This window comes from Coprococcus sp. RTP21204st1_G4_RTP21204_210225 (assembly GCF_040915385.1).
Taxonomy (GTDB): domain Bacteria; phylum Bacillota; class Clostridia; order Lachnospirales; family Lachnospiraceae; genus Allocoprococcus; species Allocoprococcus comes.
Genome location: NZ_JBCPDP010000001.1, coordinates 159,918 through 173,696 on the forward strand (window position 1 = coordinate 159,918; position 13,779 = coordinate 173,696).

11 protein-coding genes are annotated in these 13,779 nt (G+C 40.3%); all 11 read right to left on the reverse strand.

The window, feature by feature from the left end:
• Positions 1 to 26: 26 nt before the first annotated feature.
• The 11 genes from AB5213_RS00780 to glpK all read right to left on the reverse strand — a co-directional run bounded on the left by AB5213_RS00780 (position 27) and on the right by glpK (position 13,769).
• Complete coding sequence (locus AB5213_RS00780) at positions 27 to 1,619, reverse strand: response regulator (RefSeq protein WP_055260329.1); 1,593 nt, start codon at positions 1,617 to 1,619, stop codon at positions 27 to 29.
• Between the two features lie 116 nt (positions 1,620 to 1,735).
• A complete protein-coding gene (locus AB5213_RS00785) occupies positions 1,736 to 2,722 on the reverse strand; it encodes an ABC transporter permease (RefSeq protein WP_055247455.1) in 987 nt (328 codons plus the stop codon).
• Positions 2,723 to 2,757: 35 nt separating this feature from the next.
• Entirely contained in the window at positions 2,758 to 3,948 is a 1,191-nt protein-coding gene (locus tag AB5213_RS00790; protein ID WP_055247453.1) for a substrate-binding domain-containing protein, read from the reverse strand.
• 35 nt (positions 3,949 to 3,983) lie between these two features.
• On the reverse strand, positions 3,984 to 4,925 hold the full coding sequence (locus AB5213_RS00795; RefSeq protein WP_055247451.1) for an ABC transporter permease: 942 nt from the start codon (positions 4,923 to 4,925) through the stop codon (positions 3,984 to 3,986).
• Between the two features lie 11 nt (positions 4,926 to 4,936).
• Positions 4,937 to 6,430 (reverse strand): sugar ABC transporter ATP-binding protein, encoded by a 1,494-nt coding sequence (locus AB5213_RS00800; RefSeq protein ID WP_055247449.1) that lies wholly within the window; start codon positions 6,428 to 6,430, stop codon positions 4,937 to 4,939.
• A 34-nt stretch (positions 6,431 to 6,464) separates the two neighbouring features.
• On the reverse strand, positions 6,465 to 7,991 hold the full coding sequence (locus tag AB5213_RS00805) for an alpha-N-arabinofuranosidase (RefSeq protein WP_055247446.1): 1,527 nt from the start codon (positions 7,989 to 7,991) through the stop codon (positions 6,465 to 6,467).
• Positions 7,992 to 8,276: 285 nt separating this feature from the next.
• A complete protein-coding gene (locus tag AB5213_RS00810; RefSeq protein ID WP_008373328.1) occupies positions 8,277 to 8,636 on the reverse strand; it encodes a DUF1667 domain-containing protein in 360 nt (119 codons plus the stop codon).
• A 3-nt stretch (positions 8,637 to 8,639) separates the two neighbouring features.
• A complete protein-coding gene (locus tag AB5213_RS00815; RefSeq protein ID WP_368276212.1) occupies positions 8,640 to 9,908 on the reverse strand; it encodes an NAD(P)/FAD-dependent oxidoreductase in 1,269 nt (422 codons plus the stop codon).
• 17 nt (positions 9,909 to 9,925) lie between these two features.
• The gene (locus tag AB5213_RS00820; RefSeq protein ID WP_368276213.1) at positions 9,926 to 11,362 is read right to left on the reverse strand and encodes an NAD(P)/FAD-dependent oxidoreductase; all 1,437 of its coding nucleotides are present in this window, start codon (positions 11,360 to 11,362) and stop codon (positions 9,926 to 9,928) included.
• A gap of 136 nt (positions 11,363 to 11,498) precedes the next feature.
• The gene (locus AB5213_RS00825; protein ID WP_195255346.1) at positions 11,499 to 12,212 is read right to left on the reverse strand and encodes an MIP/aquaporin family protein; all 714 of its coding nucleotides are present in this window, start codon (positions 12,210 to 12,212) and stop codon (positions 11,499 to 11,501) included.
• Between the two features lie 60 nt (positions 12,213 to 12,272).
• Entirely contained in the window at positions 12,273 to 13,769 is a 1,497-nt protein-coding gene (glpK, locus tag AB5213_RS00830) for a glycerol kinase GlpK (protein ID WP_008373317.1), read from the reverse strand.
• Positions 13,770 to 13,779: the final 10 nt, after the last annotated feature.

Here is a 13,779-nt window from a genome sequence, read left to right on the forward strand (position 1 = left end):
TTTATTTCTTAATTTCATGACCTCTTCTACTCTCCGGCTAATAATTTCCTGCGATATTGGTTCGGTGTCAGTCCTGTATATTCTTTGAAAATTTTACTGAAATACTGACTGGAAGTAAAACCTGTCTTTTCTGATACTTCATAAACCATATATTCTTTATCCTGGAACATTTTCTTTGCATTTTCTATTCTGACATTATTGATAAAATCATTTACCCGTATTCCAGTTTCTGTTTTAAATTTCGTTGATAACCAGGAAGATGTCACACCAACATGCTCCGCAACTTCCGCTGCTGTAATACTTGCATCACCATAATTCTGATTGATATAAGCCATTGCATTGATTGTCACATCGGAATAAATCATTTTTTCTTTCTCATTTTTCATTCGACAAATTTCTTCTATCTTGTATTCAATATATGCCTGAAGATCTGTTACTTTTCTAAAATCATAAGAACTGCATCCCTCGGTCATCAAAAATCTCTGACCGCTTGTTTCTCCAATCAGTTTTCCATCAAACAAACTAAGAGCCTCCAAAATATGTTCTATATATTCCAAGTATTCTGTAACATTCTGTTTTTTTTCTGTTTCATGCAATCGGTTTTCTATTTTTTCAATTTCTTCTGTTTTTCCCTGTTGTAAAGACTGATAAATTTCTTCTGATGAAATTCCTGACAGTTTCTTCTCATTTTCCTCTTTTCCGTCATAACGCAGCTCCTGTAACTCTACTTCATTTTTTAAAATATTATTTTCCAGTTGTCTTTGATAATTTGTAAAATTAGACCGGAACTGCCTTACCATACTTCCATGCAAACAATAATATACATGATACAGTTTTTCTTCTCTGTTAATATATTCATACAGCTTTCTTGCAAAATCATAAATTCTGTCATTTATTTCTTTTTGTGAAACAATTCCTTTTCCGAATTCAAGCAAAATCAGATATTCATCTTCGTTTACCGGAAACCTGGCCCCTACATGAATCCCAGTATTTTCAGATACATTTTCGCACGCTCTTTTTATGAGCCGATTATCCAATGTCATCTGATTGTTATCAAGTGGAATATATTTCTTTAAAATCTTCGGAACCTTTCTTTGAGAAACGATAATATAATAATATTTCTTATGCAAACCTATATAATCATTTTCATCAAGAATATCTTTATATACCTCTTCTGAAATATTTTTTCTAAATAATTCCTCTAAAATTGCTGTAATTGTATACTGCTTTTTTGCTTTTTCTTTTATAATTTCTTCTTTTAATTTTAGTATTTTTCTTAAAAACCCATCTTCCTCCAGATCACTTTTTAAGATATAATCATCAATTCCTAACCGGATTGCCTGTTTTACATAATCAAAATTTTTATATGCTGAAAGGAACAGAATATGTGTATTTCCACCATATTCGCGAATTGCATCCCCTAATTCCAATCCATTTAATCCAGGCATCTTTACATCTGATATCACCAGATCCGGTCTGTGTGTCTTGTAAATTGCAAGTGCCTGTTCTGGATTTGTCGTTACCCCGATCAATTCAAATCCATGATACTCCCAATCAATAATATGCTCCAAATACTCCAGTGCCAGCTTTTCATCATCCACTAACAATACTTTTATCATATTTTCTTCCTCCCATTATGCCCTGTCAAATGCTGTCTATTCCGATTATACAGCGACACCCGGAGTATCGCAAGCTGACAGGATGCGTATACTCCGGGTGTCATTTAAATTATTTTTTATTGTGCGTTTGTTCTCACAAGCTCTTTTTTCAGCTTTCGTTCACTGATAAAGTTCATTACTCTCTGGTTGTTGTAAGTAAAGATCATAATAACCAGAAGGAAGATTCCAGATGCTGTATCCTGCAGCGAAGCTGAAAGTCCCATGCTGAGAAGTCCTGTCGTCAGCATATTTAAAATAAAGTTTCCGATAAAGATTCCGATTACCAGATTACAATACTGTTCAAGTGCCAGTCCAACATAAATTCCAAGCATGCAGTTGAAAATAATATTCGTACTTGACATGTACATCGGCGTATCAATTGATCCCTGTATAGAAATCTTCAAAAGTGCCGCAACTCCAAGGAATAATGATGAAACTACATAGCAGAGGAATGCTGTTTTCTTGGTATTGACACCTGAATTTTTTGCAATTCTCTGTGAACTTGCACATGCTCTTACATTATATCCAAACTTTGTATAGTTGAAAATGATGTAGAACAGTACAAACATGATCGCAAAAATAATCAAACAATACGGAAATCTTCCAAGTGTTGTAATTTCTCCGTTAATAGCTGTTACCCATGAAATACTTGCCAGGTTGGATAATGTCTCATATACCATGCAAACACCAAGTGCTGTAACAATTGCCGGAACTCTCAGTAACATATACATAACACCTGAGATTGTTCCAAGTACAATGCCCGCTCCAACCACAATCAATGCAAATGGTATCAATCCGATTCCGTAAAGATATACCATTTTTGCTCCGAACATTGCCGAGAGCATTACAACCGCACCTGCACTAAGATCCATTCTGTTACACAACATGTTCGAACACATTGCGAATGAAATTAGCGTAGGGGCCAGCGTTTGCTTCAGGTTCATAATAAGACTCGCCGGTTTTCCAAATGCTCCGCCGGAGCATATGAAAAACAGAAGATATACAAATACCGGGAGCATAACGACTTTGCATACATTTTTAACTGTATCTGATTTCGTTTTCATACGCCTTCCCTTTCCATATCCGTTAAAGTAGTAATTTATTTTCCATGTCTTGCAATTGTATCTTCAATACTGTAGTTCTTGCCCATTTCAAGCAGCTCATCAGAAGATGCATTTTTATTTTTTGATTTAATCAGCTGATCAACTTCATCTGTTGTCCATGCATATACACCATCATTATGAAGGTATGTCATGTAATCAGAGAATTCCTGACCAGATTTACATACAATAAAGTTAACCGGTACTTCTACTTTGTCAAGAGCATTTCCTTCCAGTGCATTGTAGATAAGTACGAACGGGAATACTGCATCAGCATACTGTCCACCGATTGCACATACTGTTTCACCATTGTCAAGGCTTCCCTGACAGTTTTCTGAAAGGTCACAGAATGCGATCTTAACCTGACCTTCACGTCCTGCTGATTTGATTGGTTCTGAGCAGTATTCAATACCAAGAAGTGTAATTGCAATACCATCGATAGAATCATCCGCTGCAAGGAAATCTTCTACTGCTTTTGTGAATTCAAGGCCTCTGTATTCACCAGCTTTTTTAACTTCCGGATGATCTTCAAATGCTTTCATCATACCTTCCCATCTTCTGTCATGGCAGGTAATTCCAGGTTCATAGCCAATTGCTGCAATGTTCTTGCATCCTGAATCAATAAGGCTTGTTACGATTTCATATCCTGCATCGTAATCTGCTTCATAAGATCCACCAACAAAGTAATCACTCTTGTAAACCTGATCTTTGATGCTTTCATCAATCTGTGACCAGCCTACACCAAGATAAACTTCATTTTCTTCACAAATTTTTAATCCCTGAAGGACTGCTGTTCCTGAGAAGTTTGTTGTGATAATACCATCAACACCCTGTGCACAGAGGTTCTCAATTGCAGAAAGATATGTTTCATCTGCAAAGTTTTCAATAATGTAATAGTTAAATTTTACACCATATGCTTTTCCAAGATAATCTGTGTATGCTTTGTATTTTGCGCAAAGGAAATCTGTTGTTGTATGGATAACTACACCAATTGTGTATTTACCATCTGGATCTCCACAAATTTCATCCTGACCTGATTTGTCTCCCCAGACTTCCTCTGTCTTTGCATCTTTTGTCTCTTTTGAACTGCTGTCTGATTTCTTGCTTCCTGAAGAACCACCACAACCGATTACAGAGAATACCATCATAACTGCTAATAAAACAGCTACTGCTCGTTTAATTCTTTTCATTTCTTTTCCTCCTCTTTTTCTCCTTGTTTCATCTATTACTCCAGTACACCATCTTTGTTCTTTACATATGTAAGGAATACTAACAGTAACAGTACCAGTCCCTGAATTCCTTCAACCACACGTTCGTTAACACCCAGGATAATCAATCCATTTCTCAAAAGGATAACAGAAAAGCTTCCGACCACAGCTCCGATCATTTTTACTTTAGAACCTCCGGACAATGGCACACCTCCAAGTACCAATGCTGTGACAACGTTCATTTCCATTCCCTGACCGGTTGAAGTACTTACACTTCCGGCTCTTGCCATAAGGATAAATCCTGCAATACCTACCGTGATACCACTGATAATGTAAGCGATCATTCTGGTTCTATTAACGTTTACGCCTGCCTGCTTTGCAGCGGCTGGATTTCCTCCAATTGCTTTATTATCTTTTCCAATTGCTGTTTTTTCAAATAAAATATAGCAGATAATAAAGACTCCTAACAGCATTCCCAGCTTAAATTTCTGATTATCAAATTCAAAGAGTTCAACCGGAATACTATATTTCTGTGATGCACATACCGTATTTAAGATTCCACGACACATATACATGATGCATAGTGATGTGATAAATGGCGAAACCTGCAAATATACGGAAACAACTCCGTTCAATACGAACCATACCAGTGCTGCAAGAATGTTTGTAATAAATACTACTCCTGCAGGTACTCCTGTGTTCGCAACTAAAATCGCAACTAAAACGCTGAAACCGATAACACCACCGTATGACAAATCCATTCCGCCATGTGAGTATACGAAAATTGCACCAAATGCCATAATCGCAATATATACGGTCTGATTCAGAATACTATTGATATTACCTTTTGTCAGCAGTTTCCCTTCTCCTCCGACCTGAAATATGATAATCATTAAAATGATTCCAAGGAAAGGAATTATTTTCTGAAGAATTTCTTTTGCCTTAGCTTTCTCTTTCACTTTTATCCCTCCTAAACCATCTTCTTGATTAATACAGATTCATTTAACTCTTCTGACCTGGTAAATGAATCCTGTATCTGACCATCTTTCATAATCAGAATACGGTCACTCATTCCAATCAGTTCCGGAAGTTCTTCTGAAATCATCAAAATAGATTTTCCTTCTTTTTTCAGGCGGTACATCAGCTGATACATAAATGCCTTTACACCAATATCAATTCCTCGTGTCGGGCAGTCCAGGATATAAATTTCTGACTCATTACCAAGCCATTTTCCAAATACAACTTTCTGTTTATTACCACCACTTAAATCACCTACGTTTTGTCCAATCTCTCTGCATTTAATGCTCATATCTTTTACCTGTTTATCGGTAAATTTCTTTTCAGCACCTTTGGTAATTACACCACCTTTTGCGATCATTGACAAGGATGGTAAAACGGTATTTTCCATGATACTTGCTGATAAGATCAGTGCTTCCTGGTCTCGGTTCTTGGATACATATCCAATCTTGTTCTTGATTGCCTGTTTTTCTGATGTAATCTTTTTTCCATTTCCAAGTTTTACTTCACCATACAACGGTTTAACATTTCCAAACAACGCTTTTCCAAGTTCATGCATTCCGCAATCTGTTAACCCACCTATTCCAAGGATTTCTCCTTTATGAAGTTCCAGTGAGACACCTTTAAGGCTATCTCCTACATACAGTTTTTCTGCTGAAAGCACAACCTCTTTCCCATAGCTTCCATCGTAATCACTTCGATAATAATCTCCGGTAAGTTTACGTCCTACCATCAACTCTTTTATCTTTTCCTCTTCAAACTCAGATTTTTCAAGTTCAGCAACAAACACACCGTCTCGCAAAACAATCAGCTTGCTACAAACCTCCATCAGTTCTTCCAGGTCATGGGAAATAAACAGTACTGTCTTATTTTCCTTCTTCATGTTCTTAATAACCTGGTAAATGATATCCCTTCCTCGTTGAGACAAGGCAGTTGTTGTTTCGTCAACGATGAAAATCCTTGGATTCGTATACAGTGCTCTTACAACTTCAATCAGTTTTCTTTCTTCCAGACTGTATTTTATGATCGGATCTTCCGGATGAATATTGTCAATTCCGATTTTTTCAAGTGCCTTTCTTGCTTCCTGATACATCTTTTTTCTGTCAACAACACCATGTTTTGTAAACAACTGCTCTTTTCCGATAAAAAGATTATCTGCTACTTTAATTCCCGGAAGTGTTCCCATTTCCTGGGCAATCATACTGATTCCATGATTCTGTGCATCCAATGTGTCTGCTGGTTTATATGGTTTTCCGTCCAGAGTAAGCTCTCCTTCAGATTGCGGATAAACTCCGGAAATAATAGAGGAAAGAGTTGACTTTCCGGAACCATTTTCTCCGATCAGACCAATAACTTCTCCTTCATCAATGGTTACAGAAACGTCTTTCAATGCCTGAGTAAGTCCAAAGTTTTTTGAAATATGTTTTGCTTCCAAAATCACGCTCATTTCGTTGCCACCTCCCTCTTTCCTTCTTGTTTTATTATCCTAAAACAATTACATTCCATGACATTTTTGGTAATACTACAGAATTTGCAGCTGTTACCTCTTTCTCTTCCATTTCAACTGCATCCGGATGTTCAATTGTGTTCATTACAGAATAGTCATTTCCGGCAAGTACCAGATGTTTCTTTACTTTCTTATCTCCATATCCCTGTAAATCAACTTCAAATTCAACGTCCTCTTCCTGATCGCAGTTCAGAACGAAGATTCTTACTTCATCATTTTCCTCATTATAGATAACTGCTGGTTCAACAACATTTAATTCACCTAAATCGCACTGATATTTCGGTGCATCCACAATGGCTTTCTTAACAGTTCCATGTCCATATTTGCTGAGCATATGGAACGGATGATAAATCGCCTGTTTGAAAATTCCGCCTCCCGGAATTGTTGTAATCGGAGCAATCACATTGATAAGCTGTGCCAGGCATGCAATTTCAACTGTATCTGCATTGTTCAACAATGAAATTCCAAGTCCTCCAACAACAACTGCGTCCAGCAGACTGTATTTTTCCTGCAGAATCGGTGGTGCGATTTCCCATTTTCCAGCTGATGTCATCTCGAACGTTGTAAGTCCCATTAAATCATCCAGAGAATCCAGTTTGATGTCCTGGAAATTCCACACATTCCATTCATCCAGACAAATCTTTAAATCTTTATCAAAATGATTTTTAGCCTTTACATACTCAATAACTTTTGCGCTGTTTTTGATATGAGAATCCAGCTGTTTATAGGAAGCAAGATAATTTGTTGTTCCCTGTCCTGAGTTCATTGTATAGTTATGAGTTGATAAATAATCAACCTGATTATAAAGATCTGTCAGCATTGTTCTGTCCCATTCCATATAGGTTGGTAACATTTCATAACTGCTTCCGCAGGCAACCAGTTTAATAGAAGGATCAACCCATCTCATGATCTTTGCTGCTTCAAGTGCTTTCTTTGTATAATCTTCTGCTGACAAATGTCCTGCCTGCCAGCTTCCTTCCATCTCATTCCCAAGGCACCAATATTTGATATTATATGGTTCTGGATGTCCGTTCTGGGCTCTCAAATCACTCCAATAGGTTCCACCCGGATGATTGCAATATTCAACCAGATCGCCGGCATCTTTAATACTTCCTGTTCCAAGGTTGACTGCGATCATTGGTTCAATACCAACTTTTTCTGCCCACTGGCAAAATTCATCAATACCGAACTGGTTTGTTTCAATACTTGACCATGCATAATCCATACGTTTTGGTCTTTTTTCTTTTGGTCCAATTCCATCATGCCAGTCATAGCATGATACAAAGTTTCCACCTGGATAACGAATTACCGGAACGCCTAATTCTTTTACTAATTCCATGACATCTTTACGATATCCGTCTTCATCTGCATTTGGATGCCCCGGCTCGTAGATTCCTGTATAAATGCTTCGTCCCAGATGTTCTGTAAAAGACGAGTACATTTTGTCATCAATTTTTCCAATGTCGTAATGGATGTCACTAAAGCATTTTGCTTTTTTCATTTCTCGTTCCTCCCTTAAACTTTCATATTCTCCTGTCGTTCATTTCAAACGATTCTTTGTTATGTGAATATTTTAGAATGGCGCCTGTTTTTTCACTATATTCATTTTTTATGTGAATGTATAAAATTTTTTGGTTTTATAAATTTCTTCCAAAAAATGTGTAATTTTTTTAAGTTTGTTAAGTATTCTGCATAATTTCAAACAAAAGTCACAGTCTTTCACATTAAAAAAGTCCCATATGGCAACCCTTTCCGTCACCATACAGGACTTCTCCTTCTTTTCCTTTTATTCAACATTCTTCGTCGCAACAATATCCACGCCCGTGTCCGCCACATTTTCAAGAATCACATCCCCAATATGAACCGGAGCCGGAACTTCAATTCCTTTGAGCGCCTTCACACATTCAAAGATCTTGCCCTTCGGGATATCTTCTTTCGTCTTCACCGATACCATGTCGATGCTTCCGCCGGACACCCGCACGGTCGAAGTTACGATTCTCGTCGGATTCGTCACTTCTTTTCTTGCGTATACATCACCGCGCTTGCAGGTATTTCCGGTTACACCCACTACTTCTTTCCCATTCATTACAACTGTAAGAGGGCAGCCCATCGGACAGCCGATACATGTCAATTTTCTCTCTTCCATCGTCTACGCCTCCTCAATCTTTACTGTGATGGTCTGCAGATCCGGATATTTCAGAAGCTGCTCTTTTGTCAGCTTAATCTCTTCCATCTCACCTGGTGCAACAACCGGACGTTTTCTGTGGATCACTCTCTCATCATCAAAATATGCACTGATATAACAGTTCTTGTAGACACCGCCCACACGGAAACGCACAGTCAGATTTTCATCCATCCGGTCTACGTTAATTGTTCCGGGCACAGTATAGCGGACACCTTCAATCGGATTCATCCGAATCTCTTTTCCGCCCTGTCTGCGCGCTTCTCCCTGTTTTACATATTCCGCAGCATTTCTTCCTGCAGTTCCGGCTTCTTCCGATACAAAATCAACCAGGTCATGCACATGCAGGACATTTCCGCAGGCAAATACGCCTTCGATGTTTGTTTCCAGGCTCTCATTTACCTTTGGTCCTGATGTGACAGGGTTCATATCCACGCCCATACCTCTTGAAATTTCATTTTCCGGAATCAAACCTACGGAAAGGAGGAGGGTATCACAGCTGTATTCTTCTTCGGTTCCCGGAATCGGTTTTCCGTGACTGTCCACCTGTGCCAGTGTAATGCCTTCCAGACGCTCTTTTCCTTTGATATCGACAACCGTATGGCTCAGCTTCAGCGGAATGTCATAATCATCCAGACACTGTACAATATTTCTCTTCAGTCCTCCGGAATACGGCATCAGCTCTGCAACAACCTTAACCTTTGCGCCTTCAAATGTCATTCGTCTCGCCATGATCAGTCCGATGTCGCCGGAACCAAGGATCACGACCTCCCGCCCCGGCATATAGCCTTCGATATTGACCAGTCTCTGTGCCGTACCTGCTGAGAAAATACCCGCCGGACGATAGCCCGGAATATTAAGTGCGCCTCTGGAACGTTCACGGCATCCCATTGCCAGGACAACTGCCTTCGCCTGAATCTCGAAAAGACCTTCCTCCCAGTTCATTGCGGTGACAACCTTCTGTGGGCTGATATCCATAACCATTGTATTCAGCTTGTATTCAATATTCAGTTCTTTCGCCTGATCAATAAAACGTCCTGCATATTCCGGTCCGGTCAGTTCTTCCTTAAATGTATGGAGTCCGAATCCGTTGTGGATACACTGATTCAGGATTCCGCCAAGTTCTTTGTCTCTTTCCAGGATCAGGACACTGTCCACTCCGCTTTTCTTCGCCGAAATTGCAGCCGCAAGTCCTGCCGGTCCTCCTCCAATGATAACAATATCATAAGCTCTCATGATGCAATGCCTCCCTCTTATAACGAATCCTTATTAGTACCTGTGACAATTTTAGAATCTCCACCGGATTTTGTGATCTCGAACATACTCACATGGCGTTCTCTCGCCAGGATTTCCATCGTTCTCGGTGAACAGAATCCAGCCTGACATCGTCCCATTCCGGCTCTTGTTCTGCGTTTTACCCCATCCAGAGATTTGGCGCCGAGCGGTCTGTTGATCGCATCCATGATCTCACCCTCTGTAACCATTTCACAACGGCAAATAATATTTCCATATTCCGGTTTCTCTTTGATCAGTTCCATTCTTTCTTCCTTGCTGAGTGTATTCGGATCCAGAACACCCTTTCTTGTTGCGATAAAATCTTCTTTTTCTTCCAGATTCATTTTCTCTTTCAGGATCTGTGCCACCATTTCTCCGATTGCCGGTGCACTGGTAAGTCCCGGTGATTCAATGCCTGCACAGTCGATAAATCCTTTTGCATCCTCCACTTCCCCGATCAGGAACTCATGTCCGTCCTCATGTGCACGAAGTCCGGCAAATGAAGTAATCACCTGACGGAGCGGAATATTTTTCACATTCATCTCTGCTCTTTCGATCACCTGATCCAGACCTTCTCTTGTTGTATTGGTTCCTTCTTTATCTTCGATATCGATCGCCGTTGGTCCAAGGATCAGATTACCGTGAACCGTCGGTGCAACCAGAATACCTTTTCCATATTTTCCCGGAAGTGCAAAAATCGTCTTGCTCACATGACTTCCCGCACTCTTATCAAGCAGGCAGTAATCCCCTCTTCTAGGGGTAATATGGATCTTCTTCTCACTTACCATATTATGAAACTTGTCTGCATAGACTCCGGCTGCATTTACCACGTACCTTGTCTGGAAAACCCCGTTATTTGTATGGATCTCCCATCCCTCATCTATTGGTTTAAGATCCGTAACTTCCGTATCAAATTTGAACTCCACACCATTTACATTTGCATTCTCAGCCATTGCAATGTTCAGATTAAACGGACATACAATTCCGGCTGTCGGTGCATAAAGTGCGGCATACGCCTGATCGGAAATATTCGGTTCCATTTCTTTCAATTCCTTACAGTTAAGAATTCTTAACTCCTTAACACCATTTGCAACACCTCGGTCATACAGCGCCTGAAGATTCGGCATATCCTCCTCATGCATACATACAACCAGAGATCCATTTTTCTTAAATGGGAAATCCAGATCCTTTGAAAGCTGTTCCATCATCTGGTTTCCCCTGACATTCAGTTTTGCCATCAGCGATCCTTCTGCCGCATCATAACCGGCATGGACAATTGCACTGTTTGCCTTGGAAGTACCACAGCATACATCCTCTTCTTTCTCGATTACACATGCCTTCACTTTATAACGTGACAGCTCTCTTGCTGTTGCCGCACCGGATACTCCAGCCCCGATAATTATTACATCATACATTCCCAGATCACTCCTTAATAACTGTTTTTTCTTCCTGATTATGAAAAAAAGCCTGCCAAGTAAACGCATTTCCTTTATGCGGTTATCCTGTCAGGCTCTCTCATCTCATGCCATTACCATTTTCAATTCTGAACTTTTACCACGGAATTGCCCCATACAGTAATACTGCTGCGATTGCTCCAATGATTGGTCCGATGATCGGTACAACCAGACCGTATCCGAAGTTTGAATCACCTTTTCCTTTAATCGGAAGTACTGCGTGTGCAAGTCTTGGTCCAAAATCTCTTGCCGGGTTGATCGCATAACCGGTCAGTCCGCCAAGTGACATACCTACTGATACGATAATTCCGAATACAAATAATTTGTCAACGCCTGTGGAAAGTCCTGTCACGTTTCCAATTCCCTTGATCGCAAATACAAGGATAAATGTTCCAACTGCTTCACTGAAAATATTCAGTCCTGTGTTTGCAATCGAAGGTCCTGTACAGAATACACCAAGCTTTGTTCCCGGATCTTCTGTGGCGTCAAACTGTCCTTTGAAAAGTAAATAAACGATACAGCCGCCTACGAATGCTCCTGCGATCTGGGCGATGATATATCCAGGAACCATCGACCATGCAAAACTTCCGTCCACTGCAAGCGCGATCGTAAGTGCCGGATTAAAGGAAGCTCCTGAAGCCTCTCCGAAAATAAATGCCGGAAGCAGAACTGCAAGACCCCAGGCAAATGTAATCTGAACCGCACCGGCACCTTTCATACCGGATTTGTTAAGGTTCACATTTGCTACTACTCCATCTCCAAGAATAATAAGTATCATTGTTCCAAGAAACTCTGCTATATAAGGTAACATGATAAGTCCCCCTTTTCCCTATTCAATGTTCTGTTTTCATTTCCTTTTTACTGTCAAAATCTAATCTTCTTTTGCCCATCCGTAAGCATATTTGACAGCCTTATTCCAGCCTTTGATCCGTTTTTCTCTTTCTTCATCTGCAATCTTTGGCTCGAATGTCTTATCAATTGCCCAGTTCTTAATAACATCCTCTTTACTTGCCCAGTATCCAACTGCAAGACCTGCAAGATAAGCAGCTCCCATTGCGGTTGTCTCTACACACTGCGGACGGTTAACCGGTGCATTGATGATATCAGACTGTGTCTGCATCAGAAAATCATTTGCACTTGCTCCACCGTCAACCTTAAGTGCTGCAAGTTCAATTCCAGAGTCAGCTTTCATTGCTTCCAGAACATCATTTACCTGATAAGCAAGGGATTCCAGAGTTGCACGGATAATGTGATATTTATTAACGCCACGTGTAATTCCTACGATCGTTCCTCTTGCATACTGATCCCAGTGCGGTGCTCCAAGTCCGGTAAATGCAGGTACTACATAGCATCCGTTTGTATCTTTTACTTTCTTAGCCATGTATTCTGAATCCGGTGCGGAATCAATAATACGAAGTTCATCTCTCAGCCACTGAATTGCAGCTCCTGCCACGAAAATTGAACCTTCCAGTGCATAATTTACTTTTCCATCCAGTCCCCATGCGATGGTTGTTACCAGTCCGTTCTTTGAGAAGATCGGTTTCTCACCGGTATTCATCAGCATGAAACATCCAGTTCCATATGTATTCTTTGCTTCGCCTGCATTGAAGCATGTCTGTCCAAACAGTGCGGACTGCTGGTCTCCTGCTGCTCCTGCGATCGGAATCGGTCCACCGAGGTAAGAAGGATCTGCTTCTCCATATACACAGCTTGACGGTTTTGGTTCTGGAAGCATGCATTTCGGAATGTTCAGCTCTGCAAGAATTTCATCATCCCATTCAAGCGTATTGATATTGAACAGCATCGTACGGGAAGCATTTGAATAATCAGTTACATGAACTGCACCTTTTGTCAGTTTCCAGATCAGCCATGTCTCAACTGTACCGAATAATAATTCTCCCTTTTCCGCTCTCTCTCTTGCTCCCGGCACATTATCAAGAAGCCATTTTACCTTTGTCCCTGAAAAATACGCGTCGATAACAAGTCCTGTTTTTTCTCTGAATTTATCGGTAAGTCCTTTTTCCTTCAGACTGTCACAATACTCAGAAGTTCTGCGGCACTGCCATACGATTGCATGATGGATCGGCTCTCCTGTCTCTTTATCCCAGACGATGGTTGTCTCTCTCTGGTTTGTAATACCGATTGCTGCAATGTCCTCTGCTTCTGCCCCAATCATGTTCATTGCTTCAACGGCTACACCAAGCATACTTGCCCAGATCTCATCTGCATCATGTTCAACCCAGCCCGGTTTCGGGAAATACTGTGTGAATTCCCTCTGTGCAACGCTGCACATTTCTCCTTTTTCATTGAACAGGATACATCTGTTACTTGTTGTTCCTGCGTCCAGTGCCATTACATACTTAGCCATACTCTTTTTC